Annotated in this window: 22 protein-coding genes, 1 tRNA gene and 2 pseudogenes; 15 read left to right on the top strand and 10 right to left on the bottom strand. The window is 47.3% G+C overall.

Annotation, left to right across the window (positions count from 1 at the left end):
• Positions 1 to 215: 215 nt before the first annotated feature.
• On the bottom strand, positions 216 to 2246 hold the full coding sequence (uvrB, locus tag VRK_RS04725; protein ID WP_059122648.1) for an excinuclease ABC subunit UvrB: 2031 nt from the start codon (positions 2244 to 2246) through the stop codon (positions 216 to 218).
• Positions 2247 to 2823: 577 nt separating this feature from the next.
• Between uvrB and VRK_RS04720 the strand changes: the two genes are divergently transcribed.
• Positions 2824 to 2899, top strand: a tRNA-Asn gene (locus VRK_RS04720).
• Positions 2900 to 3014: 115 nt separating this feature from the next.
• Here the strand turns inward: VRK_RS04720 and VRK_RS04715 are convergent.
• Entirely contained in the window at positions 3015 to 3896 is an 882-nt protein-coding gene (locus VRK_RS04715; RefSeq protein ID WP_059120318.1) for a LysR family transcriptional regulator, read from the bottom strand.
• A gap of 97 nt (positions 3897 to 3993) precedes the next feature.
• Here VRK_RS04715 and budA point away from each other — a divergent pair, with 97 nt between their 5' ends.
• From budA to gloA, 12 genes and pseudogenes are all read left to right on the top strand, one after another.
• Positions 3994 to 4779 carry an acetolactate decarboxylase gene (gene budA, locus VRK_RS04710; RefSeq protein ID WP_059120317.1) on the top strand — a complete coding sequence of 262 codons (786 nt, stop codon included), beginning with the start codon at positions 3994 to 3996 and terminating at the stop codon, positions 4777 to 4779.
• 31 nt (positions 4780 to 4810) lie between these two features.
• On the top strand, positions 4811 to 6517 hold the full coding sequence (gene alsS / locus VRK_RS04705; protein WP_059120316.1) for an acetolactate synthase AlsS: 1707 nt from the start codon (positions 4811 to 4813) through the stop codon (positions 6515 to 6517).
• Positions 6514 to 7272 (top strand): meso-2,3-butanediol dehydrogenase, encoded by a 759-nt coding sequence (locus tag VRK_RS04700; RefSeq protein ID WP_059120315.1) that lies wholly within the window; start codon positions 6514 to 6516, stop codon positions 7270 to 7272. Before alsS ends, VRK_RS04700 begins: the two co-directional genes overlap by 4 nt.
• Positions 7273 to 7627: 355 nt before the next feature.
• Complete coding sequence (gene rsxA, locus VRK_RS04695; RefSeq protein ID WP_038181867.1) at positions 7628 to 8209, top strand: electron transport complex subunit RsxA; 582 nt, start codon at positions 7628 to 7630, stop codon at positions 8207 to 8209.
• Positions 8209 to 8811: an electron transport complex subunit RsxB gene (rsxB, locus tag VRK_RS04690; RefSeq protein ID WP_059120314.1), complete on the top strand. Its 603-nt coding sequence runs from the start codon at positions 8209 to 8211 to the stop codon at positions 8809 to 8811. Before rsxA ends, rsxB begins: the two co-directional genes overlap by 1 nt.
• 8 nt (positions 8812 to 8819) lie before the next feature.
• Positions 8820 to 10835: pseudogene (rsxC, locus tag VRK_RS04685) on the top strand (electron transport complex subunit RsxC); the annotation flags it as partial.
• Between the two features lie 11 nt (positions 10836 to 10846).
• Positions 10847 to 11893, top strand: a complete 1047-nt coding sequence (rsxD, locus tag VRK_RS04680) for an electron transport complex subunit RsxD (protein ID WP_059120313.1) — start codon at positions 10847 to 10849, stop codon at positions 11891 to 11893.
• An 8-nt stretch (positions 11894 to 11901) separates the two neighbouring features.
• A complete protein-coding gene (gene rsxG / locus VRK_RS04675) occupies positions 11902 to 12537 on the top strand; it encodes an electron transport complex subunit RsxG (protein ID WP_059120312.1) in 636 nt (211 codons plus the stop codon).
• Entirely contained in the window at positions 12534 to 13232 is a 699-nt protein-coding gene (locus VRK_RS04670) for an electron transport complex subunit E (protein WP_059120311.1), read from the top strand. Before rsxG ends, VRK_RS04670 begins: the two co-directional genes overlap by 4 nt.
• A 66-nt stretch (positions 13233 to 13298) precedes the next feature.
• A complete protein-coding gene (nth, locus tag VRK_RS04665; protein ID WP_059120310.1) occupies positions 13299 to 13931 on the top strand; it encodes an endonuclease III in 633 nt (210 codons plus the stop codon).
• A 16-nt stretch (positions 13932 to 13947) separates the two neighbouring features.
• A complete protein-coding gene (locus tag VRK_RS04660; protein WP_059120309.1) occupies positions 13948 to 14697 on the top strand; it encodes an FCD domain-containing protein in 750 nt (249 codons plus the stop codon).
• 160 nt (positions 14698 to 14857) lie between these two features.
• Positions 14858 to 15274 carry a lactoylglutathione lyase gene (gene gloA, locus VRK_RS04655; protein ID WP_059120308.1) on the top strand — a complete coding sequence of 139 codons (417 nt, stop codon included), beginning with the start codon at positions 14858 to 14860 and terminating at the stop codon, positions 15272 to 15274.
• A 92-nt stretch (positions 15275 to 15366) separates the two neighbouring features.
• Here the strand turns inward: gloA and motY are convergent.
• A pseudogene (gene motY, locus VRK_RS04650) lies at positions 15367 to 16185 on the bottom strand (flagellar protein MotY); the annotation flags it as partial.
• Between the two features lie 276 nt (positions 16186 to 16461).
• Here motY and rnt point away from each other — a divergent pair.
• Together rnt and VRK_RS04640 are read left to right on the top strand one after the other, a co-directional pair.
• A complete protein-coding gene (rnt, locus tag VRK_RS04645; RefSeq protein WP_059122646.1) occupies positions 16462 to 17118 on the top strand; it encodes a ribonuclease T in 657 nt (218 codons plus the stop codon).
• A 33-nt stretch (positions 17119 to 17151) separates the two neighbouring features.
• Positions 17152 to 18480 (top strand): Na+/H+ antiporter family protein, encoded by a 1329-nt coding sequence (locus tag VRK_RS04640; protein ID WP_059120307.1) that lies wholly within the window; start codon positions 17152 to 17154, stop codon positions 18478 to 18480.
• Positions 18481 to 18608: 128 nt separating this feature from the next.
• Here VRK_RS04640 and purF read toward each other — a convergent pair whose 3' ends face one another.
• The 7 genes from purF to VRK_RS21195 form a co-directional block, all read right to left on the bottom strand.
• Positions 18609 to 20123, bottom strand: coding sequence for an amidophosphoribosyltransferase (purF, locus tag VRK_RS04635; protein WP_059120306.1), 1515 nt, complete (start codon positions 20121 to 20123; stop codon positions 18609 to 18611).
• Between the two features lie 37 nt (positions 20124 to 20160).
• Positions 20161 to 20652: a CvpA family protein gene (locus tag VRK_RS04630; RefSeq protein WP_059120305.1), complete on the bottom strand. Its 492-nt coding sequence runs from the start codon at positions 20650 to 20652 to the stop codon at positions 20161 to 20163.
• A 62-nt stretch (positions 20653 to 20714) separates the two neighbouring features.
• A complete protein-coding gene (locus tag VRK_RS04625) occupies positions 20715 to 21251 on the bottom strand; it encodes an SPOR domain-containing protein (protein ID WP_059120304.1) in 537 nt (178 codons plus the stop codon).
• 6 nt (positions 21252 to 21257) lie between these two features.
• Positions 21258 to 22520, bottom strand: a complete 1263-nt coding sequence (gene folC, locus VRK_RS04620; protein ID WP_059120303.1) for a bifunctional tetrahydrofolate synthase/dihydrofolate synthase — start codon at positions 22518 to 22520, stop codon at positions 21258 to 21260.
• Positions 22521 to 22556: 36 nt separating this feature from the next.
• Positions 22557 to 23471 carry an acetyl-CoA carboxylase, carboxyltransferase subunit beta gene (gene accD, locus VRK_RS04615; protein WP_059120302.1) on the bottom strand — a complete coding sequence of 305 codons (915 nt, stop codon included), beginning with the start codon at positions 23469 to 23471 and terminating at the stop codon, positions 22557 to 22559.
• 164 nt (positions 23472 to 23635) lie between these two features.
• The gene (gene truA / locus VRK_RS04610; protein ID WP_059122645.1) at positions 23636 to 24439 is read right to left on the bottom strand and encodes a tRNA pseudouridine(38-40) synthase TruA; all 804 of its coding nucleotides are present in this window, start codon (positions 24437 to 24439) and stop codon (positions 23636 to 23638) included.
• A 133-nt stretch (positions 24440 to 24572) separates the two neighbouring features.
• Positions 24573 to 25799 (bottom strand): FimV/HubP family polar landmark protein (locus VRK_RS21195; protein WP_331456281.1); only part of this gene is annotated, 1227 nt, incomplete at its 5' end.

Raw genomic sequence — 25799 nt, 5'->3', positions numbered from 1 at the left:
AATTGCATATTGCAAATATTTTTTCAAAAAACCTTGAAACAACCTCTCAAAACAAGCATTTTAACAGTCTAAAGTTGGCATAGTATATGCTCATAGTAATATCGACCCTCATGGGTCACCTAGCCAACTGACGTTGTTAGTGAATAAAGTTATTCACATTCTGACAGCCAATAGATTATCTTTCTATTGGCTATTTTTTTATCTATACATTTATCTTAGCTGTTGATGATAAATTGTTCGCGAAGTTTCTCGATTTCATCGCGTTTTTGCGCTGCCTGTTCAAATTCAAGATTCTGCGCATATTGATACATTTGTGATTCCAGCTTACTAATTTCTTTTTCGAGCTGTTGCGGGGTGAGAGCACCGTATTCAGAATCTGGTTCGGCAACTTGAGACAACGGCCGCTGCGGTGCTTTGCGCTTCTGTCTTGATTTGGCGATATCCCCGATTTCCAGAATATCTTTGATATCTTTGCGCAATGCTTGAGGCTCAACTCCCATTTCTTCATTATAGCGCTGCTGTTTTTCACGACGACGATTGGTCTCATCGATTGCCCGCTGCATAGAACCGGTTACCCGATCGGCATACAGAATCGCTTTGCCGCGAAGGTTTCGGGCTGCGCGTCCAATGGTTTGGATCAAAGAACGTTCGGAACGTAAGAATCCTTCTTTGTCTGCGTCAAGAATCGCAACTAAAGAAACTTCCGGCATATCCAGTCCTTCTCGCAATAAGTTAATCCCCACCAGCACATCAAATTCACCCAAGCGAAGATCGCGAATAATTTCGACCCGCTCAACCGTATCAATATCGGAATGCAAATAACGCACTTTGACATGATGCTCTTGCAGATATTCGGTTAAATCTTCAGCCATCCGCTTGGTTAAAGTCGTCACCAATACCCGTTCATTTTGCGCACTGCGAAGATGTATTTCAGATAATAAATCATCAACCTGTGTGGCAACCGGACGAATTTCCAGTTCCGGATCCAATAATCCAGTGGGTCGAACCACCTGTTCCGCGATATCTCCGCCAGATTTCTCCACTTCATAAGCACTGGGTGTGGCAGACACAAAAATCGTCTGGGGCGCTAACGCTTCAAACTCTTCAAATTTTAACGGTCGGTTATCCAAAGCTGAAGGCAACCGAAAACCAAATTCAACCAACGTCTCTTTTCTGGAGCGGTCGCCTTTATACATCGCGCCGATTTGAGGCACCGTCACATGCGATTCATCAATGATGAGAATGCCATCGTGAGGTAAATAATCAAATAAGGTCGGTGGCGGCTCACCTTCATTTCTGCCACTCAGATAGCGAGAGTAGTTTTCAATACCGGAGCAGAACCCCAACTCATTCATCATTTCGACATCAAATTGCGTGCGTTGGGAAATACGTTGTTCTTCCAGCAGCTTATTATGCTCAATATAGTAGGCTTGGCGGGTTTTCAGTTCGGCTTTGATCAGTTCAATCGCATCAAGAATGCGCTCCCTTGGCGTGACGTAATGGGTTTTCGGATACACGGTGTAACGGGGCAAATCTTTTTGGATGACGGCACCGGTCAGTGGATCAAACAAGCTGATTTGTTCAATTTCATCATCAAACATCTCCACTCGCACCGCTTCACTTTCCGATTCAGCCGGGAAAATGTCGATCACTTCACCACGCACCCGAAACTGACCCCGTTCAAATCCAACCTCATTCCGTGAATACTGTAATTCAGCTAAGCGTCTAAGCATTGCCCGCTGATCAACTACATCTCCCCGGCGTAAGTGGAGCATCATTTTCAAATAGGAGTCCGGATCACCCAGACCATAGATAGCCGAGACAGAGGCAACTATAATGGCATCTTTCCTTTCCAGTAACGCCTTGGTGGCAGATAACCGCATTTGCTCAATATGTGCATTCACAGAAGCATCTTTCTCAATAAAGGTATCGGTTGTCGGAACATAAGCTTCCGGTTGGTAATAGTCATAATAAGAGACGAAATACTCGACCGCGTTGTGAGGGAAAAACGCTTTCATCTCACCAAACAACTGCGCGGCCAGTGTTTTGTTTGGTGCCAGAACGATCGTCGGGCGCTGTGCCTGAGCAATCACATTCGCCAATGTAAATGTCTTTCCCGACCCCGTCACACCAAGCAATGTTTGATGCGCCAGACCGGCATCCAACCCGTCTAATAATTGCTGAATCGCTGCCGGCTGATCTCCGGAAGGTTGATACGCAGAAACCAGTTCGAATGCTTTACCCATCTTTCCCTCTGCATCATCTCGTTGAGTCATTACCTGTTCCTTCCACAACAGGAGATGTGGAAAGAAATATCTCTTATTGTCGCTGTCTTCCCAACGAAGTAGCAAGAAGTTATTTTACAAAACAAATCACACTCTCCTAAAATAATCTGGCTATCTGAAAAATGTTTTGATATATTGCCTACCCTCGCGAGAAAATCTATTCTTTTTCCAAAAAAAACAATCCACTAGTTTTCCCCAATCTCGGCACATAAATTAACAATTTACGCATTTGATTATCATTATCATTACATTCATAAATGCTGTGAATAAATAAAAAAAATCTTTAATTACATTAAGATAGAGCCAAAAACAATCCAAATTTCAATCCTGATTTGCTCAAAAAAAATGCTTATTTAGATTTAATCAACTTTCATCAACACACTTATCCACAAAATTGGTGGATAAGTAAATAAAGCCCTAGAGCCGCAAGGGCTACAAAAAAGTAAAGTGTTTTTTCTGCTGTTTTATGAGCTTTTTTTGATACACAGACATTGACACATTCAGTCAGGATAAGTACCATCCACCCCGTTTTCATGATTCCCCCTTAGTTCAGTTGGTAGAACGGCGGACTGTTAATCCGTATGTCGCAGGTTCGAGTCCCGCAGGGGGAGCCAAATTCAAAAAAAAGACGTCCTAGGACGTCTTTTTTTTGTCTCCGGACCCAGTGATTTCGAATCGACTACATCGAATCACCGACGTCCATACCAAATCTTTATAACCGCCTTGTAATCACCCGTCCGGCTGGCTGATCTTTGCCGCCACCTTTAGCACTTGCTTATTGAGATTGGATGCTTCCCAAGCGACCACAATCCGGCTGGTCAGTTTTATATCCTCGATACTCGCAACTACAGCGGAATTATCCAGATGCTCGGCCAGTGAATACGGCACAATCGCAATGCCCAGCCCGGCCTGTGCCATCGCAATCGTCGTGCGCAACTGCGGTGCGGCAAAATGTGGTTCGAGCTGTATGCCGGCATCTGCGAAAAGTGTATTCATACAATCAAACAGAGCGGGTCCGGTTTCACGTGGGAACAATAAAATTTTTTGCTCCCGGAGCTGTTTCATCCGGATACGCTTAAACTGCGCTAATGCATGACTATTAGGAATCACCGCCACAAACGGATCATCAAACAGCAATCGGCGCTCAAAAGACTCACTGGCGTAACAAGGCAGGCGCATAATCGCAATGTCTAACTGTTTAGTCCTCAACTGAACAGCCAGATCCGACATCGGCAACTCGGCCGTCTTCAGGTTGATCCCCTCACTCTGAAGACGGCTCATTTTTGCCAGTACCCGAGTGGAGGTTGAAGTTGAGGTTGCGAACCCAACTTTTATTTCTGTATTTTCACCACGGGCAATCTGCCTGACTTTCGCTTTTGCCCGTTCTGCGTCCGCGAGAATATTGACTGCATCAGCGTAAAACACTTCCCCGGCCTGAGTCAGCTCCACCCCTCTGGATAGACGTTTAAATAGGTCTACACCCAATTCATGTTCCAGCTTTTTAATCTGCTGACTCAGTGGCGGCTGTGCAATCCCAAGTTGTTCAGCAGCCCTTGTAAAATGGCGCGTCCGGGCTACTGCAACAAAATACTTCAGGTAACGGAATTCCATATTTTTTCCATATCAAAATAAATCTTTTTTATATTGGATTTAGTACGGTAAAGAAGTCAATCTAAATATACACTTGATTGCACAACTGGATTAACTCATGCGCGGATTCTATAACCCTCAGTGTGACTGTTCGCTCGATATAGCGAAAGAATTTGCTGAATATCATCACGTGACCAATGATGGTGAAATTTTTCAGACTTCGCTGATGAGCGCCCTGATTGCCGGCGTTTACGAAGGCTCGACAACCGTAGAACAGCTACTGGAACACGGTGATTTTGGTTTGGGAACATTCAACCAACTCGATGGTGAGCTCATTGCTTTTGATAAGAACGTTTTTCAGCTCAAATCTGATGGCTCAGCCAATCCGGCTGACATGACACAAAGAACTCCTTTTGCAGTGATGACTTTTTTCAAAGCAAATATCGAGCTACCACTGACATCACGGATGTCTCGTGAAACCGTTCATCAGCTGATCGATGACATGATTCCAAGTGACAATGTGTTCTGTGCATTACGCATTGATGGCATTTTCGACTTTGTCCGCACCCGCACGGTGCCCAAACAAAGCCGACCCTACCGGCCGATGCTTGAGGTTGTCAAAGAACAACCCACCTTCCGTTTCACACAAAAACAAGGCGTCATCGCTGGATTTCGCAGTCCCAAATACACCACTGGTATTAATGTTCCCGGCTATCACGAACATTTCATTACCGATGACCGTCAAGGCGGCGGCCACATTCAGGATTACCGTATTTCATCCGGATTCCTCCAGATTGGCAAAGTGTCACGACTCGTCATCGATACACCGGCTTCTACGGAGTTTCTCAGTGCGAATCTGGCTCCGGAAGATATTCGTACCGCCATCGAAAAGGCGGAAAAATAACAATGTCAGGCAAAATAATAAGGATAAAAAAATGCAATTCAAATCTTCAAACAAAAACGGGGCTCAGTTGATTGCTCAGCAACTGGAGTCCCTCGGTGTCAAATATATTTTCGGGATCCCCGGAGCCAAAATCGATCGGTTGTTTGATGCAATTGAAGACACCCGTATTCAGATGATTCCGGTACGTCACGAAGCCAACGGTGCCTTTATGGCCGGTGTCGTCGGTCGGCTAACCGGCAAAGCCGGTGTCACTATGGCCACCTCCGGTCCCGGCTGTGGCAACCTGGTATCCGGTGTCGCCACCGCAAATTCAGAGGGCGATCCATTGATTGCCATCGGTGGGGCGGTCAAACGAGCTGACCAGCAGAAGCAAACCCACCAAAGTATGGATACGGTCAGTATTTTTCGTTCTATCACTAAATTCAGTGCCGAAGTCCAACATGTAGACGCTACCAGTGAAATCATAGCCAACGCATTCCGCATTGCCGAGTCAGGCCGTCCGGGGGCTTGTTTCCTCAGCCTACCTCAGGATGTTTTGTCCGAACAGACTCAGACTGACATTATTGTCCCTTCTGGGCGCATTCAATCCGGTTGTGCCGACATGACTGCGCTTGAAGAAGCCGTGTACCGAATTGACGCTGCCCAACGCTGTGTGGTTTTGCTCGGCCTGCATGCCAGCCGTAGCGAAAACGCAGCTGCGATTACCCGCTTTCTGCAAAAAACGCATTTACCGGTTGTCGGAACCTATCAGGCAGCGGGAACCGTTGATATCAACTACTACCACAACTTTGCCGGTCGGGTCGGTTTGTTCAACAATCAGCCCGGTGATGTCCTGCTACGCGATGCGGATTTGATCCTCACCATCGGTTTTAGTCCCATAGAATATGATCCCGAGTTATGGAACAGTCAACGCTGTCCGGTGATTCATCTTGACATTGAACCGGCCGAGTATCAGCTCAACTACCAACCGTGTGTGGAAATCGTCGGCGACATTGCCCAATCATTGGATCAAATGAGTCATCGTATCTCTGCCTATTCTCGCCTCTCTCCTATGGCAATGTCAGTCTTGGAAGAGGTCGCTCAGCAACGCCAGATCATCAGAACCTATCCGAATGTATACAGCCGACAGGGCTTCCATCCACTGACACTGATCAAAACGATGCAATCGATCATTGCGCCGGACACGACACTCTGTCTCGACATGGGCAGTTTCCATATCTGGATTGCCCGCTACCTGAGCTGCTTCCGCGCTCGTCAGATGCTCGTCTCCAACGGACAACAAACCATGGGCGTCGCACTGCCATGGGCGATTGGCGCCAGCCTGCTGAAACCCGGCAGTAAAGTCGTTTCCGTTTCCGGAGACGGCGGTTTCATGCAATCGAGCATGGAGCTGGAAACTGCCGTCAGACTGAAATGCAATATCCTTCATATTATATGGGTTGACAACGCCTACAATATGGTTGAAATGCAGGAGCTGAAAAAATATCAGCGCTTCTCTGGCGTGAAATTCGGCCCGATCGATTTCAAAGCATATGCCGAATCATTCGGTGCCAAAGGGTTTGCTGTGACCAGTCAATATGAACTGGCGGATACCCTGAAAAAAGCCATGGACGTTGAAGGCCCGTCAGTCGTGGCTATCCCTGTCGATTACAGCGACAACTACAAACTGATGCTGCCACGCACAGCAACGAATCAGGATCCCATTTTTATTCAAAATCTTGAAGGAGAACTCGTATGAGAGGTTTACACAACAAAGTTGCTTTAGTCACTGGTGCCGCAAATGGAATTGGTCTGGCTATCGCCAAAAGACTCTACGCTGAAGGGGTAAACATTGCCTTAGCGGACTGGAATGAAGAACAGCTTGCTAAAGCGATTGAAGATTTTGATAAGCAACGCGTCTCAGCTCACACCATTGATGTGTCCGACCCAGACAAAGTGGAAGCGCTGATTGCCAGCGTCGTCGCTCGTTTCGGAAAACTGGATATTCTGGTTAACAATGCCGGCGTGCATGTTCCGGGGTCCGTCATTGAAGGCAGTGTCGATGATTGGAAAAAGATTTCTTCAGTCAATATTGACGGTGTGGTTTATTGCGCTAAATTTGCCTTGCCTGAATTGCTGAAAACCAAAGGCAGCATGATTAATACGGCCTCCGTTTCCGGCTTAGGCGGTGACTGGGGTGCTGCATTCTACTGTGCCAGCAAAGGGGCAGTCGTAAACCTGACCCGAGCAATGGCACTGGATCACGGTGCTGATGGTGTGCGCATCAATGCCGTCTGCCCTAGCCTGGTGAAAACCAACATGACCAACGGCTGGGAGCAGGACATCCGCGACAAATTCAATGAGCGAATTGCGTTGGGTCGTGCTGCAGAGCCGGAAGAAATTGCATCTGTGGTCGCTTTTCTAGCGAGCGACGACGCCTCTTTCATTAACGGTGTGAACCTACCGGTAGACGGTGGTGCCACCGCATCTGATGGTCAGCCTAAAATCGTGTAAACATCCAACCGACAGTTCAGTGAAAAGCGTTACACCGCAAAGCTGAACTGTCGTAATCTCATCCTGCGACGGGTAACGGCACATCATGACTTTGTGCTGCAACTCGACATATTTGCCCGGCGTAACCGAAAGCGGTCGAAATATCCCCGTTAACAGCCCAGCGCTTTTTTGAACAGTCCTCTCCCCATAATGCTTATCCCTCATGAACGCCAGTTCCGGAAACAAAACCCGCGATTGAAAGTACGACGCAATGACAAAAGGCCGGGGCATCGGAAAAACCATAAACTTCCTTGGTTGTTATTCCGTATATAAAACTGGATAATAGGAGGATCATTGAAATCACAAGCGGCAAATTATGACCGAATACCTTTTGTTGCTAATCGGCACTGTACTGGTAAATAACTTCGTACTGGTTAAATTCTTGGGCTTATGCCCGTTTATGGGCGTGTCAAAAAAACTGGAAACGGCGATCGGCATGGGCTTGGCAACGACCTTTGTGTTGACTCTGGCGTCGGTTTGTTCCTATCTGGTTGAAAGTTACATTCTCACACCACTGGGTATCGACTACTTACGCACAATGAGTTTCATTCTGGTGATTGCAGTGGTCGTTCAGTTCACGGAATTAGTTGTGCATAAAACCAGCCCGACACTTTATCGTCTGTTAGGCATCTTTTTACCTTTAATTACGACGAACTGCGCTGTACTGGGCGTTGCCTTGCTCAACATCAACGAAAATCACAACTTTATCGAGTCGGTCATTTATGGATTCGGCGCAGCGGTCGGCTTTTCTTTGGTATTGATTCTGTTCGCATCAATGCGTGAGCGAATCAATGTTTCTGATGTTCCAACGCCATTTAAAGGGGCGTCCATCGCGATGATTACCGCAGGACTGATGTCGCTTGCTTTCATGGGCTTTACTGGATTGGTTAAACTGTAATGAACGTCATTCTCATTGCCATGATTGCACTGGCTGTGCTCGCTGCAATTTTTGGCGCAATTCTCGGTTATGCATCGATCCGCTTTAAAGTTGAAAGCGATCCGATCGTTGAACAAATTGATTCGATTCTACCGCAAACCCAATGCGGTCAATGTGGGTATCCGGGTTGTCGCCCTTACGCAGAAGCAATAGCCAGCGGCGATGACATCAATAAATGCCCTCCCGGAGGTCAGGCAACGATTGAAAAGTTGGCTGATTTGATGGGCGTGGATGTTCCTGAACCTGCCCACGATCTGAGCGATGCGGTCAAACGGGTTGCTTTTATTCACGAAGATATGTGCATCGGCTGTACCAAATGTATTCAAGCCTGTCCCGTGGATGCGATTGTCGGTGGTACCAAAGCAGTCCATACCGTCATTAAAGACGAATGTACGGGCTGCGATCTTTGTGTGGCACCTTGCCCGACAGATTGTATTGAAATGATCCCTGTTCAACCAACACCTGAAACATGGAAATGGCAAATGAACGCAATTCCAGTCGTCAATGTGACCGAAACAAACACCATCAAAGACGCTTCTTTATCTAACCATAATCACAACTAGAGACTGATATGCTGTCATTAATCGAACAAATTAAATCAGGCCGATTATGGGATTTTCCGGGAGGTGTCCATCCACCGGAAAATAAACATCAATCTAATCAAACGTCACCGGCAGTTGCAACGCTCCCGGAAGAGTTGGTGCTTCCGCTGAAGCAGCATATCGGTAAACCGGGAGACTTACTGGTATCTGTCGGTGATTCTGTCTTAAAAGGGCAATCGCTGACTCAATCGATGTCCGTTTTTCATCTGCCTGTTCACGCTCCGACGTCCGGCATCGTCACTGCGATCGAGCCACGGACAACCGCTCACCCTTCGGGTTTACCGGAGCTCGCGGTCGTCATCCGACCGGACGGTCAAGAAACATGGTGCCAACACACTGCTTATCCTGATTATCATTTACACGCTCCGGAAGCCTTGATTGATATGATTCGTCAAGCCGGAATTTCTGGTATGGGAGGCGCAGGTTTCCCGACCGCAAAAAAAATACTTTCAGGGCTGGCCCGAACGGAAATCTTAATCATTAATGCTGCTGAATGTGAACCTTACATCACCGCAGATGATGTGCTGATGCAGCACTATGCCCGGGAAATTATTCAGGGGATAGACATCCTCGCCCACATTTTGTCCCCGAAACTCATTATTATCGGTGTCGAAGACAATAAACCGGAAGCAATTCGCGCACTGGAAACCGCGGCAACCGACAAAAATATCGTGATTCGAGTCATCCCGACCAAATACCCTTCCGGGGGGGAAAAACAGCTCATCAAGATCCTGACGAATCTTGAAGTTCCGGCAGACAAGCTGCCGGCCGATATCGGGCTGATGGTGCAAAATATTGGTTCTGTTTATGCGATTCAGCGTGCGATTATTCACGGAGAGCCTCTGATTCAGCGACTCGTAACGCTGACAGGTGCCACATTTGAACAACCACGTAACGTCTGGGCATTGATAGGTACCCCAATCCGCCATCTGCTGGAAACTCACCATTATCACCCTGATAAGCGGTTACCACGCCTGATTATGGGCGGGCCAATGATGGGCTTTACGCTCCCGCATGCCGATGTGCCGATCACCAAAACCACCAACTGCATTCTCGCGCCAACCCGGAAGGAGATTTCACCGACCCGGCAAGAAATAGCCTGTATTCGCTGCGGTCAGTGTGCTGATGTTTGTCCGGCGTCTTTGCTGCCTCAGCAACTCCAATGGCATGCAAAAGCTGAAGAATATGATAAATGCGAGACGCTTAACCTCAAAGATTGTATCGAGTGTGGCGCATGTGCTTATGTCTGCCCGAGTGAGATACCACTCGTCCAATATTATCGTCAGGCCAAAGCTGAAATCAGAACCCGGAGACAAGAAGCCGAAGCCGCCGAACGAGCCAGAATTCGTTTTGAAGAGAAAAAAGCCCGGATGGAGCGGGAGAAACAAGAAAGAGAAAATCGCTTCAAACAAGCTGCCGATAACCGTCGTCAGGCTATGGTCAAAGAAAATGGCGGGCAGGATGCTGTCGCAGCTGCGATTGAACGGGTGAAGTCTAAAAATACACAGGCGCAATCGGAGGCTAAACCGGCGGTGGCAGCAGCAATCGCCCGAGCCAAAGCGAAACAAGAAGCAGCCCGTCAATCAGGGGCCGATGAGCCGGATAATCGTGAAATGATGCAGCTCCGCGAGGAGCGCAAACGTCAAGCCAGGGCACGTAAAGCAGCAAAAGAAGCCGACCTAAGCCCAGACACTTCGGCAGCGACAGAGCAATCAATGACAACAGGGCAAGACAGTGGCGGCTCTCAGAAAGCCGCGGTTGCTGCAGCGGTTGCCCGTGCTAAAGCCAGAAAAGCGCAGCAGGCACAACCGCAATCAGCACGAGAGGCGGACGAAACACCACCCGCGGCAAACGCCCCAACATCCGAAGCCGCCGATACGCCGCCGCAGGACCCGAAAAAAGCCGCGGTCGCTGCAGCAGTTGCCCGCGCTAAAGCCAGAAAAGCGCAGCAACAATCACCATCATCATCCGCGTCTGATACGGAGGAAAAAGAGTAGTGGCATTTTTTATCGCAAGTTCTCCGCACACGCATCAAAAACGCAGCACTTCAGACTTGATGAAGTGGGTTGCAATTGCTGCTTGCCCCGGGCTAATCGCACAAACCTATTTTTTTGGTTGGGGCACATTCATTCAGCTTATTTTCGGTATCCTCGTCGCAGTCGGACTGGAAAGCCTGATCATGAAAATACGTCAGCGTTCTCCCGTTGTCGCTCTCAGGGATTACAGTGCATTAGTCACAGCTTGGCTGCTCGCGGTTGCGATTCCTCCGCTAGCACCGTGGTGGATTATGGTCATCGGCTTAATTTTTGCCATTGTGATTGCCAAACAGCTCTATGGTGGTCTCGGGCAGAATCCGTTTAACCCGGCAATGATTGGCTATGTGGTATTATTGATCTCTTTTCCTGTCCAGATGACCAGTTGGCTTCCTCCACACTCGCTGTCTGCGGAAAACACTTCATTATCTGACGCCCTTTCAGTCATTTTTAGCGGATTTAATGACCGCGGACTTTCCCTGCAACAGCTGCGGCTCAGTGTCGATGGTGTCACCATGGCAACCCCGCTCGATGCGATCAAAAACGAGTTCCGGACGGGCCATTCAATGGCTGAGGTGTTAACACACAAGCAATTCGGTACCATCGCCGGAATTGGCTGGGAATGGGTCAACTTTGCTTATCTGCTCGGTGGTCTGTTACTGATTCGGGTCCGCGTGATCCAATGGCATATTCCGGTTGCTTATCTCACCGGACTAATTGTCATCAGTAGTCTGTGCCAACTGCTTGGTGTCGAAACGACCACATCGCCATTGATTCATCTTTTTTCCGGAGCCACGATGCTCGGTGCATTCTTTATCGCAACCGACCCGGTCACAGCTTCAACCACTGTCAAAGGCCGCCTGTTCTACGGTACGTTTATCGGTGTGATGATCTTTATTATCCGCAGCTGGGGAGGATATCCTGACGGGATTGCTTTCGCTGTCATTCTCGCCAATATGTGTGTACCGTTGATCGACTATTACACACAACCAAGAACCTACGGACACTGAGGGGCACGATGTTAACTGCAATACGAAAAAATGGCGTGATCCTCGCAGTTTTTGCCTGTGTATCAACAGGCGTGGTTGCGATCACCCATTACTTGACCCAAAACAGAATTGAACAACAGGAGCAACAACAACTCCTCAGCATTTTGGCGCAGGTTATTCCACCCCAGACTCACGACAATGTCCTTTCCGGGGCGTGTACCGTTGTGGATATTCCCTATTTAAAAAAACAACCGATACTTCATGCCTACATCGCCAAGCAAAATAATATGCCAACGGGGCTAGCGATTGAAACCATCGCTCCCGATGGTTACAACGGGGCAATTAAACTGATTGTCGGGGTAAATAATCAAGGTATGATTACCGGAACTCGCGTTCTTGTTCACCATGAAACACCGGGGCTCGGAGATAGAATTGATCGCCGTATCAGCGACTGGATACTGTCATTTACCGGTCAACGGGTGACGGCTGAAAACGAATCACAGTGGAAAGTGCGTAAAGATGGCGGGCAGTTTGATCAGTTCACCGGCGCAACCATCACGCCAAGAGCGGTGGTGAAAGCCGTCAAGAAAATCACACAATTCGTTGATCAAAACCGAGAGCAGCTTTATCGTCAACCTTACAATTGTCACGGAGGCCAATCATGAGTCAATCACAAGTATTGATGAAAAACGGTTTGTGGAACAATAACCCCGCCTTAGTCCAGTTGCTCGGGTTATGCCCGCTGCTCGCGGTATCTTCAACAATTACCAACGCGCTGGGGCTGGGAATCGCCACTCTCGCGGTACTGGTCAGTTCAAATGTTACCGTTTCTCTGGTCAGAAACCATGTCCCGAAAGAAGTCCGAATTCCAGTATTCGTGATGATCATCGCGGCACTTGTAACCTGCGTACAACTGCTGATGAATGCATTTGCATTTGGTTTGTACTTGTCATTAGGGATTTTTATTCCGCTGATCGTCACCAATTGTATTATTATCGGTCGCGCTGAAGCATTCGCGTCTAAAAATGATGTTCTGCCCTCGGCGTTGGATGGGTTTTGGATGGGAACGGGCATGACCAGTGTACTGGTTGTCTTAGGGGCTATTCGAGAACTCCTCGGCAACGGGACACTGTTCAACGGTGCTGACCTTTTATTGGGAGAGTGGGCCAAGGTTCTCCGGATAGACGTATTACATCTGGACAATAGCTTTTTGCTCGCACTACTCCCCCCGGGCGCATTTATCTGTGTTGGTTTTTTGATTGCACTCAAAAGCTGTATTGATAAATATCTGGCTTCTCGTCAACCAAAACAAGCCAAACCGCAGATTGAGAGAGCCAGGGTCACGAAAGTGACTCAATAATCACAACCACTGAATCAATGGCATGACACCTCAGCCATACTTATTTCAACCGGAAGCAACAGCGTCATGAATAAGCAAAAGCGGATCGAAATTCTCGAACGACTACGGGAAAATAATCCCACCCCACAAACTGAACTGAATTGGAATACCCCCTTTGAGCTCCTGATTGCTGTACTGCTTTCAGCTCAGGCGACTGATGTGAGCGTCAATAAAGCAACCGATAAGCTATATCCAGTTGCCAATACACCGCAAGCAATTCTGGCACTGGGGGTGGATGGGCTGAAAGAGTACATCAAAACCATCGGCTTATTTAATTCTAAAGCTGAAAACGTCATCAAAACCTGTCGGATTCTGCTCGAAAAGTATCAAGGGGAAGTACCGGAAGACCGGGATGCGCTGGAATCACTGCCCGGTGTCGGACGAAAAACAGCTAATGTGGTCCTCAACACCGCTTTTGGCTGGCCAACCATTGCCGTCGATACCCATATTTTTCGTGTTTCCAACCGAACCAAATTCGCATCGGGGAAGAATGTGGACGAAGTCGAGCAGAAGTTACTGAAAGTCGTTCCGAGAGAATTCAAAATCGATGTTCACCACTGGCTGATTCTGCATGGGCGCTATACCTGTGTCGCCCGCAAACCACGCTGCGGTAGTTGTATTATTGAAGACCTATGTGAGTTTAAAGATAAGACCGAATAATCAAAGAGATGGCTCTATGAACACTTCGATGACACCCCCGAAACGTCTTTATCAGGAAATCGGCCTGATTCTGCAACAACGGATCCTTTCCGGGGAATTTAATCTCGGTGATCGTTTGCCGCCGGAAAGAGACATTGCCGAAGCCATGCAGGTCAGTCGCTCCGTAGTCAGAGAAGCGATTATCATGCTTGAACTGCAAGGATTGGTGGAAGTACGCAAAGGTTCAGGGGTCTATGTCATCGCCCTATCCACTCAGACTCAGCAAAATCCGCCATCACCCCAACCGAAAATGCGCTCGGATATCGGACCATTCGAACTGTTGCAAGCCCGTCAGATCATTGAGAGCCAGATTGCCAGTTTTGCGGCTATGAACCTCACCAAAAATGATTTTTCGAAGCTTCGGGATGCCTTGGATATTGAACGGAAGCAGTTAGAAACCAGCCATGGCGATTATGATGGCGATGAACAATTCCATCTGGCCGTCGCACACGCTTCACAAAATAGTGTGTTATACGATATTGTCCGGGATCTCTGGCAACGGCGAGATGAAAGCCCGATGTGGCGTCAGCTTCATGTCCGTATTACCAATGAAAACTACCGGAGTGCCTGGCTGGAAGACCATGAGAAAATTCTGTTTGCCCTGCAAAGACGTTCGCCCGAAGCAGCAAGAGATGCAATGTGGCAACATCTTGAGCATGTTAAACAGACTTTATTTCATTTATCGGATGCTGACGATCCGCAATTCGACGGGTTTCTCTTCCGGTGAGTCAACGTGTTCATCTGTTCGACTCATTATGCTTAGCGCCCATCATGACCGGCATATCAGTGCCATTTGCGCTTATCTGCCATGTTCTTTAAACTGATACAACTGCTCGTCATCAGATGAGCGACTCAAAAATAATATCCAGTCATTTCAGGAGTAAGCAATGTCCAACAATCGAATTTTACATACCATGTTACGTGTCGGAGATTTAGAACGCTCAATCAAATTTTATACCGACATCATGGGAATGAAATTGCTACGTAAAAATGAAAATGCGGAATACAAATATACACTCGCGTTTGTCGGCTATAGCGATGAGTCAGAAGGTGCCGTCATCGAACTGACTTACAACTGGGGCGTTGAAGAATATGATTTAGGCAACGCCTACGGCCATATTGCAATCGGTGTTGATGATATCTATCAGACTTGTCAGCTGATCAAAGATGCCGGTGGTGATGTCACTCGCGAACCGGGCCCCGTTAAAGGTGGCACAACGCATATCGCGTTTATCAAAGACCCGGATGGTTACATGGTGGAATTAATTCAGAATAAACAGGCGAGTGCCGGTCTTCAAGGTTAATCAACGCAGTAGACTGGTTGTACTGCTTGCCACCGAGACGGACAAGATACAACAGGCAGCTGAGTAAGCTGCCTGTTTTTTTATGGTGGGAATTATACTTGTGTGCGGCCTAACGAAATCACCACGCGGCGGTTCTTTTCTTTACCAATCGGAGTCATGTCATTGGCAATTGACCGACGTTTACCATACCCTTCTACCTGAATCCGGTTTTCCGGTAGTCCCAGCGATTTAAAATAGTCACGCAGCACTTCTGCGCGTTTTTCTGACAGGCTCTGACTTTCATTCTTTGAACGCGAACCATCGGTATAAGTGGAAACTAAGACCAAATCGATATCCTGATTATAGCGAATATATTCAGCAATCTGCGCTAAACGCTTCTGCGATGCTTTATTCACCTGCACACTATCTCGATCATAATGCAAAATCGTAAACGAAATATCTTCGAAACTATACGGCAACAAACGACTGAGACAGTTACTAAAATCATTGAATTTACTAAGGAATAAAACCGAAGACAATGAGACCTCAATCAAATGGTCCCGATCTTGCCACTCCTCATAGCTGAACGTCGGATTCCGTCCCTTCTCCAGCTCACTGAGTAAATTCCAGGCTAACTGACCACCGATATAACCATCAAACTGTTTGAAAAACTTCAAATGCGAGACAGATTCCGCTTTGTCTCCCGGACGCCATGCCGGTGGCATCGACACCAGAGACACATTTCGGGTTTCCCCCATCGGACGTAACATCTTCAATTCAAAATCGAGATTCAACTTCTTACTTGCCCGGGAAGAAAACTCAGCATTACCGTAAGACGGGATCGGATGGACAAGCCGACATTCAAGCGGTGTATCAGACACCATTTCCCATTTTGACTGTTGGGGCGTTGCCACATAATGCTTTTGCAGCGCATATCCGACACTTCCCCAGAGACTCAAAATCGTCCCCAAACTGGCAATCAACCCATACTTTATAGACATGCTATTCTCTCAAACATCTGGTTCCCGAACAGACAACCGAAGTGGCAACCTCTTGCCACATCACGCTGGAACATGAAAGGAAATGCAAAAACCTAGCCACTCTTGCGTGGCAATCCATGACTCTCAACATTTTAATCAATATCTGCGGTTTTTATCAGGCGTATAATCTGCAATAATGCGAGCCCTGATATATAGGTTATGGTCAAAATGACGGAAGTAAACAACATACAGCGTTTAAAAAATCGCTTTCGGGGATATCTGCCCGTTGTCATCGATGTCGAGACAGCCGGTTTTAATGCGGAAACAGATGCGCTCCTTGAGATTTGTGCCATCACACTCAAGATGGATGATGAAGGACAGCTTCAGCCGGCAACCACGCTCCATTTTCACATCGAACCATTCGAAGGTGCCAATCTGGAAAAAGAAGCACTGGAATTCAATGGCATTTATGACCCATTCAGCCCGCTTCGAGGGGCAATCAGCGAAATGGAAGCCCTGAAAGAAATCTATAAACAGGTGCGTAAAGAACAAAAGGAAGCAGAATGCAGCCGGGCGATCATTGTGGCTCATAATGCAACGTTCGATCATCGTTTCGTCATGGCAGCCAGTGAACGCAGCCATCTCAAACGAGTTCCTTTTCATCCCTTTGCCACATTTGATACCGCCACTTTAAGCGGTCTGGCCTATGGGCAAACAGTGCTCGCAAAAGCCTGCCGTGCCGCAGGGATTCCATTTGATAATAAAGAAGCACATTCAGCGCTTTATGACACCCAGAAAACTGCGGAACTTTTCTGTGGGATTGTCAATAAATGGCAGGCATTAGGCGGCTGGCCGCTGCCCGATGCCACATCAGAAGAAAATTAACCTTAATTCAAAATACTACAACACGAGAATTGTATGAACCCTGTCGTTATTTCAGTCTGTATCATGCTGATACTTGCACTGCTTCGTGTGAACGTTGTCGTCGCACTGACATTTAGTGCAATCATTGGCGGGCTCGTTTCAGGCATGAGTCTGAACGAATCCGTCGCTGCGTTTGAAAGTGGCCTTGGTGGCGGAGCGACTATTGCACTTAGTTATGCCATGCTCGGTGCATTTGCTGTTGCCATTTCTAAATCCGGCCTCACCGATTTAGTCGCTCATATGGTCATTCGAAAAATTCATGGCAAAGAACAGCAGGAAACACAGACCGGATTGAAATATGCGGTATTGATCGCACTCATTCTGGTCACCATGTCTTCCCAGAATATTATTCCGGTCCATATCGCGTTTATTCCCATTCTGATTCCGCCACTATTGGGGGTTTTTGCCAAACTCAAATTAGATCGCCGTCTGATTGCCTGTATTCTCACTTTTGGTCTTATTACCCCTTATATGGTCCTTCCGATAGGATTCGGAGGAATTTTCTTAAAAGATATTCTGCTGAAAAATCTCCAAGGGAATGGCTTGGTCAATGTCACTGCGAGCCAGATTCCAACCGCGATGTTACTGCCCGGAGCAGGCATGGTCGTCGGACTTTTCATTGCGGTTTTCTTTAGTTATCGCAAACCCAGAGAATATCGTAAAACTGAATTGACCGTGGTTCATCATAATCCGGAACATACTATTAATGGCCGATATATTCTGACGGCAGCTATCGGCATTGTTGCCGCCCTGAGTGTGCAGTTGTTCACTGGCTCGATGATTATCGGGGCACTTACGGGCTTTATGGTGTTTACCTTTGGTGGCGTTATTGCTTGGAAAGAGACCCATGATGTCTTTACCAAAGGTGTTCATATGATGGCAATGATCGGCTTCATTATGATTGCAGCCGCTGGCTTTGCCGCTGTAATGAAACAGACCGGAGGGGTCGAATCGTTAGTCACCTCACTCTCTCATAGTATTGGCGACAATAAGCCACTGGCAGCCTTGCTGATGCTGGTTGTCGGGCTCTTAGTCACCATGGGGATCGGCTCTTCATTTTCGACCATTCCAATTATTGCAACGATCTATGTCCCGCTGGCGGCAGCTTTCGGTTTCTCACCGATGGCAACAATCGCATTAGTTGGCACCGCCGCAGCATTAGGCGATGCTGGCTCTCCGGCTTCTGATTCGACACTCGGCCCGACATCCGGGCTCAATGCAGACGGACAGCACGAACACGTCTGGGAAACCGTTGTCCCCACGTTTATTCACTATAATATCCCGCTGATTATCTTCGGCTGGATTGCTGCGATGATTCTGTAGTTGTCTCATCAACTTTAATGGTACTGAACAATTCAAGTGAATAACGAATCGATCGATAAAAAAGGCTTCCATGAGGAAGCCTTTTTAATGTCAGCGAATTTTATTCTGAACGGTTACAACGGAAAAACTCAGTTTTCTTCATTATAGAGTTCGAGACTTGCCAGCTCTTGCTGGATCTCTTTCTGCTCTTTGGCGTCATCGTTTCTCATCGCTTCCAGATAGTCCAGATAGTCCTGATCGATGTCACCAGTCACATACTCACCGTTAAAGACCGAGGTTTCAAAGCGACTGATATTCGGATTCCCGATACCAACTGCACTGACGAGATCTTCAATCGTCTGGAAAATCAATGCGTCCGCACCGATTTGACGGCAGATGGATTCATTATCCCGGCCGTGAGCAATCAGCTCATTGGCACTTGGCATATCAATCCCATAAACATTCGGGAAACGAATTTCCGGAGCAGCAGAAACCATATAAACTTTTCTGGCGCCAGAATCGCGAGCCATTTCGATAATCTGTTCTGATGTTGTACCGCGAACAATCGAATCGTCCACCAACAGAACATTTTTATCTTTAAACTCAGAGCGAATAGCATTGAGCTTTCTACGTACCGATTTACGACGTTGCTGTTGACCCGGCATGATGAATGTCCGGCCAACATAACGGTTTTTCACAAACCCCTGACGATACGGCTTATCGAGTGCCTGTGCGATTTGCAGGGCAATATCACAAGAGGTTTCAGGAATAGGAATCACAACATCAATATCGAGTTCAGCATAATCCTGTTGAATCCGCTCACCCAGTTTTTTGCCCATTTCGACCCGTGCACTATAGACAGAGATCTGGTCGATGAAAGAGTCCGGACGCGCAAAATAAACGAATTCAAAAATACATGGATTCAACTGAGGATTGTCAGCACACTGATGTGTATAGAGTTCACCTTCAAAGGTGACGTAAATTGCCTCACCCGGTGCGACATCCCGCATAAACTCAAATCCAACCGCATCCAATGCAACAGACTCAGAAGCAACCATATACTCAGTTCGTCCGTCAACATCGCGTTTGCCCAAACACAGTGGACGGATGCCATTGGGATCTCGGAACGCGATCATGCCATGCCCGATAATCATCGCAACGACAGCATAAGCCCCTTTAATCGTACGGTGTACGCTAGCAACCGCTCTGAACACATCTTCCGAGGTTACATTACCTTTAACCGTATCAATTTCATGCGCCAGAACATTCAACAGCACCTCGGAGTCAGAAGTTGTATTGACATGGCGACGATCTTTCTCAAATAGCTTATCCCGGATAGACTGGGCATTGGTGAGATTACCATTATGAGCCAGTGTGATACCAAACGGTGAGTTAACATAAAAAGGCTGCGCCTCGGATGCACTTGAACTCCCCGCTGTCGGATAACGGACATGTCCGATGCCAACCGTTCCTTGAAGGCGCTGCATATGCTTTGCAGCAAATACATCTGTAACCAATCCATTTGCCTTACGCAGACGAAAACGATTGCTATCTATGGTACAAATACCTGCGGCATCTTGGCCGCGATGCTGCAACACGGTCAAAGCATCATAGATGGACTGGTTGACAAGCGTTGAACCAACAATTCCAACAATACCACACATGTCTTAATCCTCGATTTGCGACATTATACCGGCCGATTTATACCGCGCCGGTAAGAAAACTAGATGATGTTTTCAAATGTTCGAAAAACTGCACAATAATCCACCGAAATTGTGGCACTAATTGTGAGTTTTCCCACCATTTTGAACTTGGAAACGCGGTAAACGCATCCATAAAAAACAGAACCGCAGCAATGATCAGAACGCCTCGGAGTCCGCCAAACACCACCCCAAGAACCCGATCAGTCCCTGAAAGCCCTGTTTTTTGTACAAGCTGAGCAATAACATAATTCACCAATGCCCCAACGATTAATGTTGCAATAAACAACGTTGCAATCGCGGCACCATTGCGAAACATGTCATCCTGAATATTTGTATAATAAACAGCCAGCTTTGGGTAATAGTGACTTGCAATAAAAAATGCAAGCAGCCAAGTTCCCAGTGACAATGCCTCTTTCGCAAAACCGCGAATCAGGCTGATCAGTGCTGACAGGCCAATCACACTTAAAATGACAATATCTAACCAGTTCATACATTCACTCATTCTAAGATGGCGCGCATTCTAACAGAAAAAATAGCGACGCAAACGTTTTCTTACGGATTTAACGGTTTAAATTTGAGCAACTGACCCTTCGCTCCGGTAATTTTTTCCAATTCAGCCAGTTGTCTTTCCATTTTACTTTTTGAAACATCAGGCCCGATAATCACGCGTGTATAACCATTTTCCTGTTTGGTGTGTGCCTGATAACCCCGTTTTTGCAAGTCTGCCACGAGTTTTTTCGCATTGTCGCTATTCTTGAGTGCCATCAACTGAATAATCCAACCACTGCTCTGAAAGTCATCTGACTCAGACGATGCCTGAACGTGGACAGAAACAGCATCATTCGATGACGTCGCATTCGCGTTTTCGTCCACTGCAACAGGTGAATCTGGTAAAGAGATCTGATCGGTTTCCGGCTCTAAAATTTGGTACTGTTCCGTTTCTTGATCAACATCGGGTTTCAGTGGAATACTGGCAACATCTTCTTTGTAGTGTGATTTTTGTCCGTCCAGAATATCCGGAAGAATAATGACACCAAGTGCAACCAATACAACGGTTCCAACTAAACGACTTTGGAATCGACTAGCCATCTCTGTTTACACTCCTCGTTTATTCCAAAAATCCAAAACTTCTCCAACCGTGTGGAACGAACCCGCGACGATAATGGCATCATTTTCACCTGCTCGTGTCATCGCAGCTTTAAAAGCCTGAACGGGTGATTCATAGGTTTGACTAGGAACAGGAATATAGCGATTCAATTCGCTGGCAAAAGCAGCACGAGGCCCTGTCAGAGAAGCCGGATACCAGTAGTCAATAACTGGTGATAAAGCGGTGATCGTTTCCTGAATATCTTTGTCATGTAACATGCCGATGACCAGATGAATTTTCTTATCCAAGAAACGTTGCTTCATTTGTGATGCCAGATAGTGGGCAGAATGTGGATTATGAGCAACATCAAGCATAATTACAGGCTGCTGACTAATCTGCTGCATTCTGCCAGGCAAGGTGGCACGCTTCAATCCCTCAACGATATCCATATCACTGATATCTAACCCAGCACACCCAAGCGCCATCAAAGCGGTTGCAGCATTGGGTAACGGTAATTGCGGTATTGGTAAATCACGAAGATCAAAAGCACCATGCTGCCAATGCCATACATCTTCTGCAACCTGATAATCAAATTGAATACCGACCTGAAAAAATTCCGCACCGATTTCATCGGCATAGGCAGCAACGGTCGCCGGTGGATGAGGTTCACCACACACAGCTGGCTGACCGGCCCGAAAAATGCCCGCTTTCTCGTATCCGATCTGCCCCAAATCATTCCCCAACCAATCAACATGGTCGATAGCCAAACTCGTAATGACCGAAACATCATGATCAACGACATTAGTCGCATCTAGCCGTCCGCCTAAGCCGACTTCTAGAATCGCAACATCAACTTGCTCTTCTTGCAGTAACCGCAATGCAGCCAGCGTCCCGAACTCAAAAAAGCTCAGGCTCGTCGTGCCACGCTGTTTTTCGATAAAATCAAATGCGCGCGTATGGTTTTCATCGGCCAAAACTTTGCCGTTGATCCGGACACGTTCGTTATAACAAATAAGATGCGGGGAACTATAGACACCTACCGAGTACCCCGCAGCAAGCAGGATAGCTTCGAGAATCGCACAGGTAGAACCTTTACCATTCGTGCCGGCAACCGTAATCACGGTTGGTGCAGGTTTTGAAAGGTTGGCTCTCTGAGCCACGACCTGAACGCGATCAAGGCCTAAATCTATGGATGAATGATGGATACTGGATAAATAATCAAGCCACATCGATAACGAAGATGCGGCTTGTGGCATAGCGTTCTGACTCATTAAACAAGCATAGTATTGAGATATGGGAAAACTACTTTACTCTTTTTTTTCGGCTTCTGGTACCGCATAAACGCTATCATTTCCGGATTCTGTTGCCTGTGCTGGGTAATTCATCATCTTACCCAACAGGCTTGCAACCTGAGAGCGCATTTCGCGGCGGTCAACGATCATATCAATTGCACCGTGGTCCAGGAGGAACTCACTGCGCTGGAATCCTTCAGGAAGGTCTTCACGTACTGTCTGCTCAATCACTCGGCGTCCTGCAAAACCAATAACCGCTTTCGGTTCACCAATGTTAATGTCACCGAGCATCGCCAAACTCGCAGAAACACCCCCCATAGTCGGGTCAGTCATCACAGAGATAAACGGTAATCCGTTTTGGGATAAACGTTCCAGTGCTGCACTGGTTTTCGCCATTTGCATCAGAGACATTAACGCCTCTTGCATCCGAGCACCGCCACTGGCAGAAAAACAGATCAAACCACACTTGGCCTCGATCGCTGCTTCTACGGCTTTCACAAAGCGTGCGCCAACCACAGACCCCATTGACCCCGCCATAAAGGAAAATTCAAACGCACAAGCAACGAGAGGATAACCGTAAAGTTCCCCTTTGATGACGACCAAAGCATCTTTTTCACCGCTCGTTTTCTGCGCGGCTGCAAGTCGCTCTTTATAACGTTTTGAATCTTTGAATTTTAGTTTGTCCTGCGGTTCCAGCATCTCACCGATTTCTTGACGATTATTTTCATCAAGAAATTTTTCCAGACGGCGACGAGCGCTCATCCGCATATGGTGATTACACTTTGGACAAACTTCTAAATTACGTTCTAGCTCAGCATAATAAAGGACTTGTTCACAAGACGTACATTTTGTCCAAACACCTTCAGGAATCGATGCTTTTCGCGAACTGACAATATTGCTTTTCTCTAAAATTTTTTCAAGCCAACTCATGTGGAAGACCCTTACTCCTCTCCCTTGCAACGGCAAGAGAAAATTATTCGACAATAAAAACACCCAAAGGATTAAATCACATAAACCTCTGTATGTTGATAAAAAACTGGTTGTACCTTCGTGAAACGACGTTACAACGATCTGATCTTATGATTTGAATCGGACTAGCGCGATTCGTTCAACGCATCAGGTAAAAATAGCGGACCAACCGGTTGCTCCGGTAAATTGAATGCTTGCGGATACTCGACTTCAACCAAATAAAGTCCCTCCGCTTTGGCTGTTGCGGCAGCCAGTTTCCGATCTTTCGCTGCTAATAGCCATTGAATCCATTCGGGCTCTTGCTCACCTCTGCCGACAGCAATTAAGCTCCCCGCGATATTTCTGACCATATGGTGTACAAATGCATTCGCTTTAATATCAATCACAACATAACGATTGTGACGAGTCACTTGCAGATGCATGACATTCCGCCACGGGCTGCGAGACTGGCAATGTACGGCTCTGAAAGAGGTAAAATCATTTTCTCCCAGTAACAACTGCCCGGCTCGATGCATCCTTTCAACACATAAATCACCATGATAATGACTGACACCAGCCGACAAAATAGCAGGCCGCAAATTATCATTGTATATCACGTATCGATAACGCCGCGCTGTCGCTGAAAAACGAGCATGAAACGAATCCGGAACTTCCTGTGCCCATCTCACAGCAATGTCTTGGGGTAAATTCGCATTCACGCCCATCGTCCATGCCGCAGTTTTTCGCTGTACCTCGGTATCAAAATGGACAACTTGCCCGGTACCGTGAACACCAGCGTCAGTTCGACCTGCACACTGAACCTCTATCGGATGGTTTGCAACTTGGCTCAGTGCTTTTTCCAAAGCTTCCTGAACGCTAGGGACTTCTCGCTGCCGCTGCCAGCCATAATAATGAGCGCCATGATACTCAACACCTAAAGCGATTCTCATCATCTACTTCTCTTGTCAAACAGGGCCGGCAGTATAATCGTAAATTGAAAAAATTTCTAATGGACAACAAGCGATGTACCTTTCATATCCATAGGGTACGGCACTTTGTGAGTCATTCGACTGACCTCATCCGTTAATTTCTTCGATTCAGCTCGTCAATCAAGCGTTTTGCGGCCTGACGAATATCATCATTGCCATCAACAATCGCTTCTTCCAGCAACTTCACTGCTCCTGCTTCATCATTCATTTCGATGTAAATCTTGGCAAGATCCAGTTTTCCTGCGGCTTCTGCATTACTATCAACATCAACATTAGTGATATCCCCGATGACATCCGGGAACTCATTTAATCCGACATCCAGTTTGAGATCGACTTCTTCAAAAGGATGATCATGACCTTCAACCTGAGACATCAGTTCATCAATTGTTAAATGACGCTGCTGTCCAGACTCGTTATAGAATAAATCGTCCTGAACTTCCCAATCTTCCGAATCCGCCTGAGGTTCATGTGTTTGATTTTCAGTTCGCCAAACATCCAGCTCCTCTTCCGGAACTTCATCAGGAATCGACGCTTGTTGTTCCGGAGAAAGCTTGAACCCATTCCAATCTTCACCCCCCATATTCAGCATCGAATCAAAATCCATTCCCGCACTGGCAATCCGATCTTCATCTAAATTTGGCTCAAAAACATACTGCTCTGGCTCAGCGTTTTCATCCAATAGTGCACCCAGAGCGTCTTCATCAATGGACGTTCTCGGGATCGCATCAAGACCAATTTCTTCATCGACAAAATCAGATGACTTGGTGGCTAAGTCAGTTTCTGGAGCAACGTCTGATCCAGTGGCGGGTACATCACCCGCATCGGCTGGTGATGTGTCGGATTCATTCAGCGCTGTGGTTTCATCGAATTCTGGCAGTGCTTCATCAGCGATAAAGTCTGATACATCGTCGCTCTCCGGCGGCTCCGCTGCTGCTTCGGCTTGCGTCGCTTCCGGCTCAATCGCCTGCTCACCATAGATGTCGGCCTCAGGCGCGTCATCTTCTTCGACAACGGGGGCATCATCTGGCGATGATGTGTCGGATTCATTCAGCGCTGTGGTTTCATCGAATTCTGGCAGTGCTTCATTAGCGATAAAGTCTGATACATCGTCGCTCTCCGGCGGCTCCGCTGCTGCTTCGGCTTGCGTCGCTTCCGGCTCAATCGCCTGCTCACCATCGATGTCGGCCTCAGGCGCGTCATCTTCTTCGACGACGGGGGCATCGGCTGGTGATGATGTATCGGATTCATTCAGCGCTGCGGTTTCGTCGAATTCTGGTAACGCTTCATCAGCGATAAAGTCTGATACATCGTCGCTCTCCGG

Source organism: Vibrio sp. MEBiC08052, from assembly GCF_001506075.1.
Classification (GTDB): Bacteria; Pseudomonadota; Gammaproteobacteria; order Enterobacterales; family Vibrionaceae; genus Vibrio.
Note: the sequence above shows the minus strand (reverse complement) of the source record. Positions and strands in the feature narration are given on the sequence as shown.